The sequence below is a fragment of the Nocardia sp. NPDC019219 genome, from assembly GCF_040632645.1.
GTDB lineage: Bacteria > Actinomycetota > Actinomycetes > Mycobacteriales > Mycobacteriaceae > Nocardia > Nocardia sputorum.
The window spans coordinates 204197-220455 of record NZ_JBEYCG010000007.1 but is presented as its reverse complement, the minus strand read 5'-3'; the positions used below and the strand labels follow the sequence as shown (position 1 = coordinate 220455).

The 16259-nt window shown below is 70.6% G+C and carries 18 protein-coding genes; 9 read left to right on the top strand and 9 right to left on the bottom strand.

The window, feature by feature from the left end; translation table 11 throughout:
- Window positions 1-18 precede the first annotated feature (18 nt).
- The gene (locus ABZ552_RS16130; protein ID WP_281879486.1) at window positions 19-450 is read right to left on the bottom strand and encodes a PPOX class F420-dependent oxidoreductase; all 432 of its coding nucleotides are present in this window, start codon (window positions 448-450) and stop codon (window positions 19-21) included.
- A gap of 115 nt (window positions 451-565) precedes the next feature.
- Here ABZ552_RS16130 and ABZ552_RS16125 point away from each other — a divergent pair, with 115 nt between their 5' ends.
- The 4 genes from ABZ552_RS16125 to ABZ552_RS16110 all read left to right on the top strand — a co-directional run bounded on the left by ABZ552_RS16125 (window position 566) and on the right by ABZ552_RS16110 (window position 4025).
- Window positions 566-1321 carry an SDR family NAD(P)-dependent oxidoreductase gene (locus tag ABZ552_RS16125; RefSeq protein ID WP_281879488.1) on the top strand — a complete coding sequence of 252 codons (756 nt, stop codon included), beginning with the start codon at window positions 566-568 and terminating at the stop codon, window positions 1319-1321.
- Entirely contained in the window at window positions 1318-2583 is a 1266-nt protein-coding gene (gene cbiE / locus ABZ552_RS16120) for a precorrin-6y C5,15-methyltransferase (decarboxylating) subunit CbiE (RefSeq protein WP_357437960.1), read from the top strand. The genes ABZ552_RS16125 and cbiE overlap by 4 nt, the downstream gene beginning before the upstream one ends.
- Before the next feature lie 78 nt (window positions 2584-2661).
- Window positions 2662-3279, top strand: a complete 618-nt coding sequence (locus tag ABZ552_RS16115) for a hypothetical protein (protein WP_281879491.1) — start codon at window positions 2662-2664, stop codon at window positions 3277-3279.
- Window positions 3276-4025, top strand: a complete 750-nt coding sequence (locus ABZ552_RS16110; RefSeq protein WP_281919560.1) for a cobalt-precorrin-6A reductase — start codon at window positions 3276-3278, stop codon at window positions 4023-4025. The genes ABZ552_RS16115 and ABZ552_RS16110 overlap by 4 nt, the downstream gene beginning before the upstream one ends.
- Before the next feature lie 12 nt (window positions 4026-4037).
- Here the strand turns inward: ABZ552_RS16110 and ABZ552_RS16105 are convergent, their stop codons facing one another.
- From ABZ552_RS16105 to ABZ552_RS16085, 5 genes are all read right to left on the bottom strand, one after another.
- Window positions 4038-4568: a PadR family transcriptional regulator gene (locus ABZ552_RS16105; protein WP_281879492.1), complete on the bottom strand. Its 531-nt coding sequence runs from the start codon at window positions 4566-4568 to the stop codon at window positions 4038-4040.
- Between the two features lie 58 nt (window positions 4569-4626).
- Window positions 4627-5022, bottom strand: coding sequence for a hypothetical protein (locus ABZ552_RS16100; RefSeq protein ID WP_357437957.1), 396 nt, complete (start codon window positions 5020-5022; stop codon window positions 4627-4629).
- 32 nt (window positions 5023-5054) lie between these two features.
- Window positions 5055-6617, bottom strand: coding sequence for a precorrin-3B C(17)-methyltransferase (gene cobJ, locus ABZ552_RS16095; protein WP_357437954.1), 1563 nt, complete (start codon window positions 6615-6617; stop codon window positions 5055-5057).
- Complete coding sequence (locus ABZ552_RS16090; RefSeq protein WP_281879498.1) at window positions 6614-7249, bottom strand: precorrin-8X methylmutase; 636 nt, start codon at window positions 7247-7249, stop codon at window positions 6614-6616. Before ABZ552_RS16090 ends, cobJ begins: the two co-directional genes overlap by 4 nt.
- A gap of 77 nt (window positions 7250-7326) precedes the next feature.
- Window positions 7327-7764 carry an Lrp/AsnC family transcriptional regulator gene (locus tag ABZ552_RS16085; protein WP_281879500.1) on the bottom strand — a complete coding sequence of 146 codons (438 nt, stop codon included), beginning with the start codon at window positions 7762-7764 and terminating at the stop codon, window positions 7327-7329.
- A gap of 135 nt (window positions 7765-7899) precedes the next feature.
- Between ABZ552_RS16085 and ddaH the strand changes: the two genes are divergently transcribed.
- Window positions 7900-8772: a dimethylargininase gene (gene ddaH / locus ABZ552_RS16080; RefSeq protein ID WP_281879502.1), complete on the top strand. Its 873-nt coding sequence runs from the start codon at window positions 7900-7902 to the stop codon at window positions 8770-8772.
- Here the strand turns inward: ddaH and cobG are convergent.
- The gene (gene cobG, locus ABZ552_RS16075) at window positions 8757-9944 is read right to left on the bottom strand and encodes a precorrin-3B synthase (RefSeq protein ID WP_281918091.1); all 1188 of its coding nucleotides are present in this window, start codon (window positions 9942-9944) and stop codon (window positions 8757-8759) included. The two genes, ddaH and cobG, sit on opposite strands and share 16 nt — an antisense overlap.
- Before the next feature lie 48 nt (window positions 9945-9992).
- Window positions 9993-11012 carry an alpha/beta fold hydrolase gene (locus ABZ552_RS16070; RefSeq protein WP_281918092.1) on the bottom strand — a complete coding sequence of 340 codons (1020 nt, stop codon included), beginning with the start codon at window positions 11010-11012 and terminating at the stop codon, window positions 9993-9995.
- A gap of 451 nt (window positions 11013-11463) precedes the next feature.
- Here ABZ552_RS16070 and ABZ552_RS16065 point away from each other — a divergent pair, with 451 nt between their 5' ends.
- From ABZ552_RS16065 to ABZ552_RS16055, 3 genes are all read left to right on the top strand, one after another.
- Window positions 11464-12444, top strand: a complete 981-nt coding sequence (locus ABZ552_RS16065) for a hypothetical protein (RefSeq protein ID WP_357437948.1) — start codon at window positions 11464-11466, stop codon at window positions 12442-12444.
- A gap of 70 nt (window positions 12445-12514) precedes the next feature.
- Window positions 12515-13315 carry an SAM-dependent methyltransferase gene (locus ABZ552_RS16060; protein WP_357437945.1) on the top strand — a complete coding sequence of 267 codons (801 nt, stop codon included), beginning with the start codon at window positions 12515-12517 and terminating at the stop codon, window positions 13313-13315.
- A gap of 9 nt (window positions 13316-13324) precedes the next feature.
- Window positions 13325-13765: a nuclear transport factor 2 family protein gene (locus ABZ552_RS16055; RefSeq protein WP_281918094.1), complete on the top strand. Its 441-nt coding sequence runs from the start codon at window positions 13325-13327 to the stop codon at window positions 13763-13765.
- A 101-nt stretch (window positions 13766-13866) separates the two neighbouring features.
- Here ABZ552_RS16055 and ABZ552_RS16050 read toward each other — a convergent pair whose 3' ends face one another.
- Window positions 13867-15381 (bottom strand): MFS transporter, encoded by a 1515-nt coding sequence (locus ABZ552_RS16050; RefSeq protein WP_357438058.1) that lies wholly within the window; start codon window positions 15379-15381, stop codon window positions 13867-13869.
- 147 nt (window positions 15382-15528) lie between these two features.
- On the opposite strand from ABZ552_RS16050, the gene ABZ552_RS16045 reads away from it, so the two are divergent.
- On the top strand, window positions 15529-16212 hold the full coding sequence (locus ABZ552_RS16045; RefSeq protein ID WP_357437942.1) for a TetR/AcrR family transcriptional regulator: 684 nt from the start codon (window positions 15529-15531) through the stop codon (window positions 16210-16212).
- Window positions 16213-16259 lie beyond the last annotated feature (47 nt).

Here is a 16259-nt window from a genome sequence, read left to right as displayed (position 1 = left end):
GACCCGCGCCGGGGGCGCTTACGCGCCGGCGCCGTTCCCGCCGGCTTCCGGCGCGACCAAAGTGCTGCTGGACAAGACGCGCCGGACCTGGATGGCGATCACCACGCGCGTCGGGTTCTCCCGCGGCACGCGATAGCGACCGGCGTACCGCTCGACGGCCTCCGCGACGTCGTCCGGGGCGTCGAGCACGGTCGCCGGACCCTCCAAGGTGATCCAGCGGATCCCGTCGACCTGGCTGACCGCCGCGTATCCGGAGCGGCGCACGTTGCGCACCTTCACCGACCCGTCGTTGGTGATCACGCGCGCGATCCCGGCCTCTTGGTCCCAGGTGAACCCCACCGCCACGACATGCGGCGTACCGTCCGCCCGCAACGTCGTCAGCGTGGCGAGGTGCCGCTCGGCGACGAACTCCAGGGCGGCGGGCGACAACTCAGCAGTACTCGTCGGCATTCCCCGACCGTAGCCCCCGGCGTCCGTCGGCGCCGCACCAGCCCGACCCCGTTACCGAGCATGCGCCGGGTGCGCGATGACAGGCCGTGCCGAGGGCAATGAAAGACTTGGGCGCATGGGAACGCGTGGATTGGCCGAGGGCACCGTCCTGCTGCTGGGCGGCCGCAGCGAGATCGGGCTCGAAGTGGCGCGACGGCTGGCGCCCGGGCGAGCTGTGGTCCTGGCGGCCAGGCGCAGCGGCGAGCTGGACGCGCAGTGCGCGGAGATCGCGGCGGCGGGTGCGAGCGAGGTGCACACCGTCGAATTCGACGCCGACGACACAGCGAGTCATCCCGCCTTGCTGGAGAAGGTCGACGCGGAGCACGGGCCGATCGGCATCGCGGTGCTGGCGTTCGGTGTGCTGGGCGACCAGGGGCGTGCCGAGCGGGATCCCGCCCACGCGGCGGCGATCCTGCACACCGACTTCGTCGCCCAAGCGACCGTCCTCACGACGTTGTCGAGCCTGCTGCGCGCGCGAGGCGCGGGACAGATCGTCGTGTTCAGCTCGGTCGCGGGCGTGCGGGTGCGGCGCGCCAACTATGTCTACGGATCGGCCAAAGCGGGACTGGACGGGTTCGCCTCCGGTCTCGGGGATGCCTTGCACGGCACTGGGGTCCGGTTGCTGCTGGTCCGTCCCGGCTTCGTCATCGGCCGGATGACCGAGGGGATGTCTCCGGCGCCGTTCTCCAGCACTCCGGAGCAGGTCGCCGACGCCGTGGTCAAGGGTTTGCGCCGCGGCGCGAGCCGGGTTTGGGTGCCCCGCGTGCTGCGGCCGGTGTTCTTCGCGATGCGCCTGCTGCCGCAACCGATCTGGCGCCGGATGCCCCGGTGAACGTCACCCCCGTGTCGTGGACCGGCGCGCCGATCGCGGTCGTCGGCATCGGCGCCGACGGCTGGGACGGCCTCGGTCGCGTCGCGCGGGAGGCGATCGGCGACGCCGAGATCCTGTTCGGTTCCCCGCGTCAGCTCGCGCTCGTGCCGCCCACCGTGGCCGCGCGGCGGGTGACGTGGCCGTCGCCGTTGCTGCCCGCTCTGCCCGGGCTGTTCGAACAGCACGGCGGGGCCCGGTTGTGTGTGCTGGCCAGCGGCGATCCGATGTTCTACGGAATCGGCGTCACCCTGGCGCGGTTGCTGGGCCCGCAGGCGCTGCGGGTGCTGCCGCAGCCGTCTTCCGCATCCCTGGCCTGTGCTCGGCTCGGGTGGTCGCTGGCCGAGACGCCGGTGGTCAGCGTGGTGGGGCGGCCGCTGACGACGGTGCTGCCCGAGTTGGCCGAACGCAGACGGCTGCTGGTGCTCAGCGCCGACGAGCACACGCCAGGAGATCTCGCGGACCTGCTGGGCCGCCACGGTTTCGGCGATTCCGAGCTGACGGTCCTCGAGCAGCTGGGCGGTCGCGCCGAACGGCACCGCGCCGGAATCGCCGAGCAATGGGCGCATCCGCCGGGCGACCCGCTGAACATCGTGGCGATCACCTGCTCGGCCGACCCGGGCGGGCCGCGCGCCACGCGCGTGCCCGGCTTGCCCGACGAGCTGTTCGGCGGCGACGGCCAGCTCACCAAACACGAGGTCCGCGCGCTGACGCTGGCGGCGCTGGCGCCGGCACCCGGAGAACTACTGTGGGACGTGGGCGGCGGTTCGGGAAGCATCGCCATCGAATGGTGCCGGGTGCATCCGGGCAACCGGGCCGTCACGTTCGAGCGGCTCGAGCGCAGGCGGCGGCAGATCGCCGACAACGCGGCGGCGCTGGGCGTGCCGCACATCTCGGTGCGCGGCGAGGTGCGCGCCGAACTTGCCGCCGGCTCCGAAATCGCCGCGCCCGACGCGATTTTCGTCGGTGGGGGCCTGACCCAAGATGGCGTACTCGAGACATGCTGGGCGCAGTTGCGCCCAGGCGGCAGGCTCGTCGCGAACGCGGTGACCGCCGAGTCGGAATCACTGCTGCTCAGCTGGTCGAGCGCCAAGGGCGGAGTGTTGCGGAAGTTCCAGATCTATCGCGGGGAGCCCCTGGGATCCTTCACCGCGTGGCGTCCGCAGCTTCCGGTGACGCAGTGGTCGGTGGTGAAAACGGCGCCGGCGTTCCCCGCGGAGGGGTGAACATGTTATCGGTCACGCGGTAGGGTCGGGGCCGAGTTCCGGTCATGATCGGAAACCCGATTCCTGTTGGGGAGATAGATGAGATACAAGAAGTTCGCCGCTACCGCATTGCTGGCTGTCGCCGCCACCGGAGTCACCGCCGGTACCTCCTACGCCGCTCCGACGCCGCCCGCGGCCCAGGACCAGCCTGCGGCGGCGCCCACCGTCACCGGCGCCGATCAGGGCGTCGGCTACGCGCTGCAACTCGCCGACGCGGGTAAGTCGGTCGTCACCAGCGTGACCGGGGGCGCGTTCAGCGTCGACACCGACAACCAGGCGGTCACCCTGAAGAACTCCGCGGGCGAGACCGTCACCACCATTCCGCTCACCGCGACCGCCAAGGGCCAAGAGGTCCGGATCGCCGCGGCCGTCGCCGACGAGGGCAGGCAGCTGACGCTGACCCCGCAGGTCGCTCCGACCGCGAACGCGCCGGTCGCGGCCGAGTTCATCGGCGCGCAGGAATGGTTCTTCGCCGAGTTGCAGCGCGCCTCGCTCGGCGCTCTGGTCGGCGGCCTGATCGGCGCTGCCATCGGCATCGTCTTCTTCGGCGTCGGCATCCTGCCGGGCGCGGTGCTCGGCGCGCTGATCGGTCTCGCCGTCGCGGGCGGGCCGTCGCTGCTGAACGCGGGCATCGCCTACTTCAGCGGCCAGCCCTGAGAGTTCTGCTTCTGGGCGGCACCCGGGAAGCGCGGGAGCTGGCCCACATCGCTTCCGGCGAGCGAGGATTCGAGATCGTGTCCTCGCTCGCCGGTCGCGTGCGTGCGCCCTTGCTGCCCGAAGGCGCGGTCCGCGTCGGCGGCTTCGGCGGCCCGGAGGGGCTGCGGGCTTGGCTGGCGGCCAACGACGTGGCCGCGATTGTCGATGCCACGCATCCGTTCGCGGCGGCTATCACCGCCAACGCGGCTGCGGTCGCGCGCGATTCGGATGTGCCGCTGGTGCACCTGCGGCGGCCCAGGTGGGTGGAGCGAACGGGGGACCGCTGGGTCCGGGTCCCTGATCTCCCCACCGGCGCAGCGGAAACGGCCGCCCTCGGTGAGCGAGTTTTCCTGACCATCGGCAGGCAAGGCGTCGACGCGTTCGCCGGACTCGACCGGCAATGGTTTTTGATCCGGTCCATCGACCCGCCGGAAGGCCCCCTACCGCCGCGACACGAATTATTGCTCGCGCGTGGCCCTTTCGCGCTCGAGGACGAAGCGCGACTGCTCGCCGGGCATCGGATCGATGTGCTCGTCACGAAGGACAGCGGCGGCGATCAGACCGAAGCCAAACTCGCCGCCGCCCGGGCGGCGGGAATCCCGGTCGTCGTCGTGGACCGTCCGCCGTTGCCCGAGGGCGCACCGGTCGTGGAAACGCCGGAGCAGGCGCTGAAGTGGTTGCGCGACATGCGGACTCGGCGCGGCTGAGGCAGGGCGCGGTCAGTTGCCGAGGAGTTCCGGCAGCTGGTCGAACCACTCCAGCACCGCCCGCTCGTAGCGGATTCCGAAATCCAGGGTGGCGCGGGCGAACGTGGGCATTTCCTCCGGATCTTCGGCGAGATACCGGGTGAGCCGCGCCTGATGGATCTCCCGGTTGGCCGCGATGATGCCGTCGAGCCGATCGCGATCGAGATGCTTGCCGAAGGAGAGCGTGAGCAGCAACGGCACCCGGATGGTCTCCCCGCCGGGATCGCGGGCGACCCATTCCAGGAACGCTTCCCGTCCCGCCTCGGTGATGTGATACGGCGTGCGCTCCCTGGCTCCGGTCTCGCCCTTCTCGACGAGTCCCGCCGCGTCCATCGTGGCGAGTTCCCGGTAGACCTGGCTCTGCGTGATCGTCCAGAAGTCGCCGATGCGGTCCTGGGCCTCGGTCACCAGATCCCACCCCGACATCGGGCCTTCGTGCAGAAATCCGAGCAACGACGCCGCCGTCGAGTTCAGTGGCTTGCGCTTGGTCGCGGTGTTGGTCAACGACTGCTCCCTTCGCTCTCAACATTCCATAGTGGAATGTTACCGGAACGGGGCCGGGTCAGGCGTCGCCGGTCAGCTTGTCGAGCCGGGCGAGTACCTGCGCCATTCCCTGCTCCAGCCGCGTCTGTCCCTGTTCGAGCTGTGCCTGACCGCGGGCCAGCGCGGCCTGGCCTTCTTCGAGACGGACCTGTCCTTGTTCGAGCACGGTGACCCTGCGGTTGAGTTCGCCCACATTCTCGCGCAGGTCTCCGACCTCGCGGCGGAGCTCGCCGACGGCGTCGCCGGCGTTTTCCGTGCGCCGGTCGATCCGGCCGATGCCGTCGAGCGCCTTCCTGGTCAGCGCCGCCAGTACGTTGAGGACCTCGCCCTGCTCGTCGAGTGCCTGTTCGCTCGCGGTGGCCCTGGCCTCCAGGGCTCGGGCGCGCAGCGTCAGCTCCGACAGTGTCGCGGCCAAGGTCCCTCCGATCTTCGGTGCGTCAGGCGATCTTACGCGCCGCCGGCGGCCGCGTCGTCCGTGCGACCGTAACGGCGGGAGGTGAAGACGCGGGTACCCGCGCCGGTCTCGAGCGCGGTGGTGGTGGACGCGCCGATGATCAGCAAGGTGCGCATGTCCACCTCGCCGGGGTCGAGGTCGCCGAGCGGCACCACCCGCACCGATTCGTTCGGCCCGCCGACGTCGCGCCCGACGACGACGGGCGTGTCCGGCTTGCGATGCTCCAGCAGCAGGTCGCGCATCGCGCGGACCTGCCAGGTGCGTTGCGAGGAGGCCGGGTTGTAGACCGCGATCGCCATGTCGGCCGCCGCGACGGCGGAAAGGCGCTGCGCCACCACCTCCCACGGCTTGAGCCGGTCGGAGAGCGAGATCATCGCGTAGTCGTGCCCGAGCGGTGCGCCCACCCGGCTGGCCACCGCGTTGGCCGCGGTGAGACCGGGCAGCACCCGCACCGGCACCCCGCGCCACTGCGGGTCGGCGGATTCCTCCAGCACCGCCGCCGCCATCGCGAAGACACCGGGATCTCCCGACGAGACGACCGCGACGCGCGCGCCCCGTTTGGCCAGATCCAGGGCCATGGCCGCGCGCTCGGACTCGACGCGGTTGTCGCTGGCATGGCGACGCTGGCCCGGGCGTTCGGGCACCCGGTTCAGATAGGTGGTGTAGCCGACCAGATCGGTGGCCTCCGCCAGTGCCGCGCGGACCTCGTCGGTGGTCCATTCCGGTGCGCCGGGGCCCAGTCCCACCACGACGACCTCGCCGACGCGCTCGGTCGCCTCCGCGTCGCCCGCGCGCGGTCCCGGCTCCGCGTCGAGGCGGGGCAGCGGCGTGGTGGGCTCGGGGCCGGGCACGAGGGTGATCGCGAAATACGGCACCTCCGCGTCGTCCACCGCGCCGGCGTGCAGTACGCGCTGCTCAGTGGTACTCGCGCGCTCGACATAGTAGGCGCCCGGGAGTCGACCGGAATCCGAAAGAGCCTGGCGCACAGCGGGATAGGTGCGTCCCAGCTTCATGATCGCGGCCGCGTCGGTGGTGCGCAGCCGCCGGGTGAGCTCGTCGACCGGCATGGTGCCCGGCAGCACGGTGAGCACCTGCTCCCCTTCGACCAGCGGCGTGCCCAGGGCCGCCGACGCCGCGCTCACGGAGGTGATGCCCGGGATGATCTCGGCGTCGAACCGGTCGGCCAGCCGCCGGTGCATGTGCATGTACGAGCTGTAGAACAGCGGGTCGCCCGCGGCGAGCAGCGCCACCGAGCGGCCCGCGGCGAGGTGCCCGGCCAGCCGTTCGGCGGCCTGTTCGTAGAACTCGTCGATCGCGCCTTGGTAGCCGCCGGGATGGTCGGTGGTCTCGGTGGTCACCGGGTAGACGAGATGCTCCTCCACCTGACCGGGGCGCATATACGGCGCGGCGATGCGACGGGAGATGCTGCGGCCGTGACGCGCGCTGTGGAACGCGACGACATCCGCCGCGCCGATCACCTTGGCCGCTTTGACCGTCACCAATTCGGGATCGCCCGGTCCGAGTCCGACGCCCCACAACTTGCCCGGAATACTCATTCCCGTTCACTCGCGATCGCGTTCAACGCCGACGCGGTGATGGCGCTGCCGCCGCGCCTGCCGCGCACCGTGAGGTATTCGACGCCGCCGAAATCGATCAGCGCGTCCTTCGATTCGGCCGCGCCCACGAATCCGACCGGGATGCCGAGCACGGCGGCGGGCCGGGGCGCTCCCGCGTCGAGGAGGTCGAGCAGATGGAACAGCGCCGTCGGCGCGTTGCCGATCGCGACGACCGCGCCGTCGAGCTGGTCGCGCCACAGGTCGAGCGCGGCGGCGGAGCGGGTCGTGCCGTTGGCCGCGGCCAATTCCGGCACCCGGGGATCGGCGAGGGTGCACACGACCGCGTTGTCGGCGGGCAGCCGTTTCCGGGTGACGCCCGAGGCGACCATGGTCGCGTCACAGAGGATCGGGGCGCCCGCGCGCAGCGCCGCCCGCGCCGCGGCGACGACGCCGGGGGAGAAGGCGATGTCCGCGGCGAGATCCACCTGACCGCAGCCGTGGATCATCCGCACCACCACCTGCGCCACGTCCGGCGGGAATCCGCTCAGATCGGCCTCGGCGCGGATGGTCGCGAACGAGCGACGGTAGATCTCGGCCCCGTCGGTCAGGTAGCTGGCACGTACGTCGGACATGCGGTCAACCATATGGGTGCGGGTCCGGACAGAGCGGTCCGGGTCGGGCGCCGAGCATCCCGGGCCGGGCCGCCGGATCAGGTGCGCGGACGTTCGAGAATCCGGGACATGACGATGGCGCTGCGGGTGCGCCCGACCCGCGCGTTCTCCCGGATCCGTTCCACGGTCACCTCGATCTCGGCCATGTCGGTGGCCATCACGTGCACCAGCGCGTCGGCCTCGCCCGCGATCGTCCAGACGCCGACCACTTGCGGGATGGGTTCGAGGCTGCGCTTGAGCTCGGCGGGGGAGATGTTGTCGCGGTAGTACACCTCGACGTACGCCTCCGTCCTCCACCCCAGCGCCGCGGGATTGACCAGCGCGGTGAACCCGGTGATCTGCTTGCCCGCGACCAGCCGGTCGACCCGCCGTTTCACCGCGGGCGCGGACAATCCCACCGCGCCGCCGATCTCCTGGAAGGAAGCGCGCGCGTTCTTCAGCAGTTGCTCGAGAATGCGCCTGTCGAGGTCGTCCACGTCACACCTTTCGCGCTCGCAAGCAACGATTCGCCGTTCTCAGCGTGTGATTCGCAATGAATCGCCGTTTCTCACGCAATGCTAGGCGACTTACTGTCGTGGCAGCCAAGTCCTCGCTCACGCCAGGGAGTTCCGTTGACGTCTGTAGCCACCCTCCCCGTCGAATCCGCCACCCGCCGCTGGTCGCCGCGCCGGTTCGTGATGTGCCGTCCCGATCACTTCGACGTCACCTACGCCATCAATCCCTGGATGAATCCCGCCGAGCCGGTCGACCGCTCGCTTGCCCTCGCGCAGTGGGAGACGCTGCGCGCCACCTACGCCGAGCACGGGCACACCGTGGAGGTGGTGCCCGGAGTCGCGGGCCTGCCCGACATGGTGTTCGCCGCCAACGGCGGGCTGATCGTCGGCGACCGCGCCATGTCGGCCCGCTTCACGCACCCCGAGCGTGCCGCGGAAGGCCCGGCCTACCACGCTTGGTTCGCCCGTTACGGACTGGCGAACCTGGTGGCGGCCGGGGAATGCAACGAGGGCGAAGGCGACTTCCTTCTGGTCGGCGACCGGCTCCTGGCCGGAACCGGGTTCCGCAGTTCGCGCGCCGCGCATGACGAGGTGTCGCGCCACTTCGGTCTGCCCGTGGTGTCGCTGGAGCTGGTCGATCCGCGCTTCTATCACCTCGACACCGTGCTGCTCCCGCTGGACGCCGACACGATCGCCTACTACCCGCCCGCGTTCGGTCCGGCGGCGCGTGCGGTGCTCGCCGAGCTCTATCCCGACGCGATCGTGGCCACCGACGCCGATGCGGCGGTGCTCGGGTTGAACGGCGTCTGCGACGGCTACCACGTCTTCCTCAGCAGCGCGGCCACCGACTTGAGCGACGCGCTGCGCGCCCGTGGCTATCACCCGGTCGGAATCGAGATGTCCGAGCTGCTCAAGGCCGGTGGCTCGGTCAAGTGCTGCACCCTCGAGATCCATGGCGGGCCGGCGCGCGACGGTCAGTCGACGCGATAGCCCTCGTCCGTCGCGACGACGTCGGTGACCTCGCCCTGGGGGCGGCCGCAGCGGCGAGCGCACCCGGACCAGTGCTGGCGCCCGGCCACCGCGACGTCCGTCGCGGGCAGCGTCTGCGGGACGTCTGCCGGATGGGCCGGCCCTGGCAGCACCCGTCCGGTGTCGACCGCGTCCGCGGCATCGGCCCGGACGTCGGTGTGCGACTTCGCGCAGCCGGGCTGCCCGGCGCACGCGCTGACCAGCAGCCACGGCGAGTCGGCGTCGAAGATCAAGCCCATCGGCGCGAGCACGCGCACCACTTGTTCGGCGACCCACTCCGCCAGATCGGTGAGCACCAGGCTGCGCCATGGCGTGACGAAGACCGGTCGCTCGACCGCGGCGAGGAACTCGGCGGTGCGGGCGGGCAGGGAGCCGAGGCGCACACCGGCGCCCAGGCCGACCAACCCGTTGTCCTGCTCGAGCCAGCCGATCGGAATGCTCGGCGCGGCAGGGAAGTCGAGCCTTTCCGTGCCGGGGGACAAGCCGAGGCGATCGACGACGCGTTCGGCGCCGTCGGCGATCTCGTGCAACCGCCAGCGGCCGGCGTCGTCGCCGCGCAGGTCCAGGAATTCGTGCGCGGCCGCGAGCACGACGTCGACCGCGTCGGCGGCGGCGAGCCGCAGACCGCTGTCGCGGCCCGCCAGCAGCAACGCGAACTCGTCCGCCCCGACCGCGTGCACCCCGATGTCGGGACCCAGCCCGCTGACATCGCCGCGTCCGTCGTCGAGGGTGAACAGCACACGGCCGGGCAGGCCGGCCAGCCGCGGCGCCGCCAGCAGGCCGCTGTCCAGCGCGGATACCAGCGGGTGCACGTCCGCCAGGCCGCCGATCCGGCCCGACAGCGGCGAGGCGATGATGTTGCGTACCCGTTCGTGCGTGCTGCTCGGCAGCAGACCCGCGTCCGCGAGCCGGTCGGTCAGCGCCCCGGCGTCGCTCACCCGGCGCAACTGGACGTTGCCCCGCGAAGTGAGTTCGATGGTGCCGTCCGCCAGGTCTCGGGCGGCCTCGGCCAGGGCCTGCACCTGGGCGGGCTCCAGACGACCGCCGGGCACGCGGATGCGTGCCAGCGGCCCGTCGGCCGCCTCGTGCAACCGCAGCACACCCGGGCAGGAATCAGGAGCACGTCGCGTCATAACGACTCCAGCGTACGGACGCGTGGGCCGGGCGCGGCGAACGGCCGGTCACTGCCCGATCGAACGCACCCAGTCGATGACGGCGGCTCGATACTCGGCGGTGTTGCGGGCGAGATTGACCGAATGCCCGCTGCCGGGCAGCACGTAGGTGCGCAGTCGCGCCGCCGGGCCGAAGAACGGCGCCTCGGTGGCGCGCAGTATCTCGGCGTCCGCGCAGACCGCGTATTCGGGGCCGCAGGAGAGCCGGTCCCGGCTGCCGTTGACGACCATGACCGGGACGTTGATGAAGTTGGTCATCGGCGGAAGGGTCGACGTCAGGCCGTCCGGATACTCCGCCGGCGAGAAGACTTCCTTGGTCGCTTCGTCCACCGCGAGCACTTCGGGATCGGCCGTCTCGGGTGCGAAGAAACTCGCGGCACGGGTACCGGGCCGCGTCGTCAGATACCCGGGATCGTAGTCCCGATCGGCGAAACGGGCGTCCTCGGCCGCTTGGTGGTAGGTCGAGATGACGCCGAGGACCTCGGACACGTTGAGGGCGTGCGAGAAGCCGGTGAGCAGGATGCCGTCGACATCCTGGTACGTGGTCGCCTCCAGGACATCGATGCCCGAGCTGAGCGAATGGCCGCCCGTGACGACCTTGCCGAACGGGGGCGCGCCCGCGAGTCCCCGGCGCAGGGCCTGGACGATGTCGTGCAGGGCGCGGGCGGAGACCGTCGCGGTGACCTGCGTACTCGGTGGTCTGGTGCTCGCACCGTTGCCGAGCCGATCGATCACCAGCGTCGCCACGCCCGCGGCGTTCATCGCGCGCCGGAAGCTGTAGGTCTCCGGGGCGTAAGGGAAATCCCAATAGGTGTGGTTGTAGTTGGAACCCGCGATCAGCACCATGACGGTGTCGGTGGCGTGCGCCGCGGGAGTGCACAAGGAACCGGCCATCTCCCCGAGCGGGACGGGGATGGAAACCGGTGTACAGCGGCCCGGCGCGGTGTCGTCGGCGTGTGCCGTGTTCGGTGTCAGGCAGAGAAGTATCGCCGCCGCGGACGCGACGATCGACCGGAGCGAGGTTCGCACGCGACGCAGGCTATGCGCGAACATCATGGTGCGCAATACGTGTCGCCGATGAACGCACAGGATTGCCGAACCGGCGCGACAGCAGACGATTTCGATTCGGTGACCGCCGATCCCGCACGGGCGGAACAAGTGTGGCGAAGCCGACCTCGGGAGCCTCGGCATCGACCGCTCCGGCGACGACCGTTCACATGCCGAATGCCTTCCGAGCGGGGCCGATCGCGCGTCCGATTGTCCGGCGAAGGACGATACCGCGCACAATGTCGCTTGGCTATCGCATAGTTGATTCCGCACGCGTGCACCCGGCCGCACCCGATGTCGCTTCGGGAGAGCGGATGTCCGGGACGACGCGGTCAACGAGGAGCGCGGGAACGTGGGTGCGACAAGACCAGGGGCGGATACGCGAGCGGTGCACTTCGTCGGGAGTTTTCCGGCCGGGAGCACGGATGTCGCGATGCGGGCCATGCTGGACAGCGCGGGGGCGCGACTGCGCACCTTGCCGACGGGGGAGACCCGGCGCTACGAGTTCTACATCCAGCCGATCATCGAAGATCTGGTCGCCCAAGGTGTCTTGGCGGTGAAGAAGCCGGGGACGTGGCGCTCGAGCCGGGAGCGGACGATCCATCGGGTCGCGCGCGGCGCGGAATTGCCCGCCGACGTGATGGATCTCGGCTATCTCGGTGAGGCCGAGGAGGCGTTGCCGATCTTCCGCGAACTACGCGCGAAACGCGAACTGCCTGATCTCGCACTCCAGATCGGCATGCCGACCGACTTCACGCTGACCTTCATCGCCATGGGAGCCGCCGGTCTGCGGCGGCATCGCCCGGCCTTCCGCGAGGCCACCGTGCGTGCCATCGCCGGGATTCGCGAGCTGGCCGGCGACGACGTCGTGGTGCAACTCGAGGCCACTGCGGAACTGGTGCTCATGGCCAGGGCGCAGCCGTTGCACCGCCTGGTCGATCGGGCGCTGGGACTGGGTGAGGGGATCGCCGCGCTGGCCGCGGCGACGCCCGAGGGAACACGTTTCGGAGTGCACCTGTGCCTGGGCAGTCTGCGCAACAAAGCCCGGGGCAGGTTGCGTGATGCCCGGCCGCTGGTAGATCTGGCCAATTCCGTCGTCCGGCGGTGGCCGCGGGGGCGCGTTCTGCAATTCGTGCACGGCCCCTTCGCGGCGGGCGATATACCGCCGTCGGCGGAGCCCGGATTCTATGCTCCCCTGTCGGATTTGGCTCTGGGTGAGGGCACCGATTTCTATGCCGGGTTCGTGCACGACGTGCCCACCGAGGCGCAGCAGGCGCGGACGTTGCGGGTCATCGAGGACGCGCTGGGCCGCCCGGTCGACGGAGTCGCCTGCGCCTGCGGCCTCGGGCGTCGCGCTCGTCCGGTGGCGGATGAGCTCATGGCGCGAGCCCGGGTGCTCGCGGCCGGCGACTGAGTTCGTGCGTGCGGGAATCCGGTTCTTTCCCATCCTGATCGAGAGAGCGCGGAGAGGTACGGTGTCCGGCATGGAGCGAGCACCGCGCGGCGTCGATCCGAATCGGCCGAATTCCGCTCGGGTATACGACTACCTGCTCGGCGGCAAGGACAATTACGAGGTGGATCGGGCGGTCGCGCATCGGATGCTGGCCATCGCCCCGGATACCCGCACGTTGGCGTGGTTCAGCCGCCAGTTCCTGGTGCGTGCGGTCCAGTCGGCCGCGGAGGCGGGGGTCCGGCAGTTCATCGACCTCGGCGCGGGTATCCCGACTTCACCGAACGTGCACGAAGTCGCGCGCAAGACCGATCCCTCGGCGCGAGTGGTCTACGTCGATTTCGACCCGGTCGTCTACGCGCACTGCAATGCGCTGCTGGCGAATTCGGAGGGTGTGACGGCGCTGCAAGGGGACGTTCGCCGTCCGGAGGAGATCATCGATCGGCTGCGGAACGCGGGCCTGATCGACTTCGGTGAACCGGTGGCGATCACGCTCGTCGGGGTGCTGCACTTCGTGATGGACGACGAACGCCCGGCCGAGATCGTCGCTCGGCTGCGCGAAGCCATGGCGCCGGGAAGCTATCTGGCGTTCACGCACGGCGGCGACAACAGCAATTCCGAATTCATCACCCAGTCGTCGTCGGATACCGCCAATTCCTCGGCTCAGGTGGTCTATCGCTCGCCGGCCGTGGTCGAGTCGTTCTTCGAGGGTTTCGAGATGCTCGATCCCGGTGTGGTTCCGCTGCAGCAGTGGCTCGGCGACGACCTGCCGGACACCGGGTTGGTGCTGCTGGGCGGGGTGGTCCGCAAACCTTTGGACACGCGCGCCGACTAAGGTCGGCGTATGTCCGAAATCTCCGCGCTCGCAGACCGGCTCGCCATCGTCGAGGTGATCACCAAAATGTTCGTGTACACCGATCAGAAGCGGTGGGAAGACTTGTCGGCCGAGGTCTTCACACCGACCGTGGATTTCGACGGCGGATTCGGCGGCCCGGTCGGGGAGCGCGCCGCGACCGACATCATCGCCGATTGGCGTACCGGGCTCGCCGACCTCGACGGAGTGCACCACCAGTCGGGCAACCATCTCATCGATCTGGACGGCGATGCGGCGCGCGTGCACGCGGACGCCATCGCGGTGCACGTCAAGAACACCGCGACCGAAGGCAAGACCCGGACCTTCGTCGGCAGCTATTCCCTCGGCGTCGAACGCACGGTGAACGGGTGGCGGGTCAACCGGTTCCACTACCACCTCGAGGTGATCGACGGGAACGCGGATCTCGTTTAGGTCCGGCGCGGGATCGCCCGCGGCCCCGACCGCTCGCGAACCTCGACGGGCTGCCGCGGGGGTGGCGCGCTTCGTCCCGAGGTGTCACCTGCGAGCGATCGTCAGGGCGTGGTCGTCGGCTGCGTTTCCGGTCGAGGCGCTGCGGGTTTCGCCGTCGCGCGGGACCGGCCCGGCGCCCAGACGCCGATGAGGATCGCGGCGACGAACGTGATGACGGCCAGCGCGAGCGCGGACTGCCCGGCGCCGTGCACGAAAGCCGACTCGGCGAATTCGGCCAGCGGCGCGGCTTGCGGGCCCATCCGCTCGGTAGTCTCCAGCGCCGCGGCCAGCGAGTCGCCGACCGGTTCGCGGATCTGGTCGGGGAGCCGGGGCAGGGCGGGCGCGATGCGGTGGCTGTATCCGGCGGCCAGGATGCTGCCCGCGATGGCGATGCCGATGGCAGCGCCCACTTCGCGCGCCGCGTCGTTCACGGCCGCGGCGACGCCGTGCTTCTCCACCGGGGTGCCCGCGATGATCGCGGCCGTCGCCGGCGCGGTGCACAGGCCGGTCCCCGCGCTCATGATCAGGAACGGCCAGAGCAGGTCGAGGTAGGTGGTGTCGACGTCGACGCGGGAGAGCGCGACGAGCGCGACGCCGATGATCACCAGCCCGCCCGCGATCGGGAGCCGCAGTCCGACCCGCTCGGTGAGTCGTGGCGCGACCGCCGAGACGGCCACCATCGGCACCATCATCGGCGCCATCGCCAGCGCCGACACGATCGGCCGGAACCCGAGGATCAGCTGCAGGAACTGCACCATCAGCAGAAAGGTCCCGAAGCATACGAGGAACTGCAGTGTCACCGACGCGGTGCCGGAGCCGAACCCGCGATCGGCGAACAGACGCAGATCCAGCAGAGGGTGCGCCACCCGCGTCTCGATCGCCACGAACGCCGCGGCCGCCGCGACCGCCGTGACGGCGGCGCCGATCACCACCGGATCCACCCATCCGCGCTCGGGCGCGGCGATCGCCGCCGACACCAATGACCCGACGGCCACGGCCGAGGTGACGCCGCCCCACGCGTCCAGCCGGGGACGATCCCGGTCGACCGATTCCGGCAGGGTGCATCCCGCGATCATCAGGACCAGTCCCGCCACGGCCATGGCGAGGAAGATCGACACCCACGACCACCACTCCAGCAGCAGGCCCGAGCCGAGGATGCCGAGCACCGCGCCCGCACCGGCGACGCCCGCCCACAGCCCGACGGCATTGCCCCGGCGCGCTTCGGGAAATCCGGCGGTGATCAGGGACAGCGTCGAAGGCATGACGAGCGCGGCGCCCACTCCGGCCGCCGTTCGGCCCGCGATCAGCCAGCCGGGCGTGTCCAGCAGTGCCGGAGTCGCCGAGGCCGCCGCGAAGACGAACAGCCCGATGATCAGCACTACGCGCCGCCCGTAACGGTCGCCGAGCGCGCCCGCGGGCAGGACCAGGCAGGCCAGCGCCAGGGTGTACCCGTCGACGACCCAGGTGAGCTGCTGCTGACTGGCGCCCGTCGCGGCGGCGATCTCCGGCAGCGCGGTGTACAAGGCGGCCATCGAGGCGATCACCAGCGCGACCGTGAGACACGAGATCGTCAGCATCCAGCGTTGAGCGGCGGACAAATGTGTCGTGGTGGACTCCACGGCGCCTCCCGGGGCAGTACGAAACTGTCGGTATCGCTACGCTACTATCAGTAGCATAAGTTGGCCGGGTGGCGATAGGCGCAGCGGAGGAGGATCGTTCGACCCATGACCGGTGCTGCCGACCCGACGCCGCGCGAGTCCGCGCACGACGACGTCGACCCGCGCAAACTGCGCTCCCGTGCCAGGCTGCTGGACGCCGCGACCGCGCTGTTGAAAACCGGTGGGCTGGAAGCGGTTACCGTCGAGGCGGTCACGACCATGTCGAAGGTCGCCCGCACCACGCTGTACCGGCATTTCGACAACGCCATGCAACTGCGCGCCGCCACGCTCGAGCGCCTGCTTCCTCCGGTCATCGAGGCGGCTCCCGGTGGCCCGCTGCGGCAGCGGCTGATCGACCTGCTCAGCAGGCAGGCCGCGGTCGTCAACGAGGCCCCGCTGCAGGTGTCCACGCTGGCCTGGCTGGCCACCGGCGAGCGCGGCGAACCGGGCGCGGGACCGGCGTTCACGTCGCTGCGCCGTCGGCTCGTCGAGCAGTACCGCCAGCCGTTCGACCAGCTGTTCGGGGATCCCGACGTGCGCGCGCAGCTCGGCGATCCGGACGTGACGTTCGCGCTGACTCAGCTCGTCGGCCCGATCGTCTTCGCCAGGCTGGTCGGACTCCCGCCGGTCACACCTGCCGAGTGCGCGCGACTGGTCGACGATTTCCTGGCCGCGCGGGCGAGCGACCGCGACCGCCGCGCGACCGAGCTCGCCGGACGCGTGGACGAGGCCGATCCGAACGGCAGGTAGCATCGGCGTGCTCGGCGGACGACGAGGAAACCGGTGGAAGTCCGGTG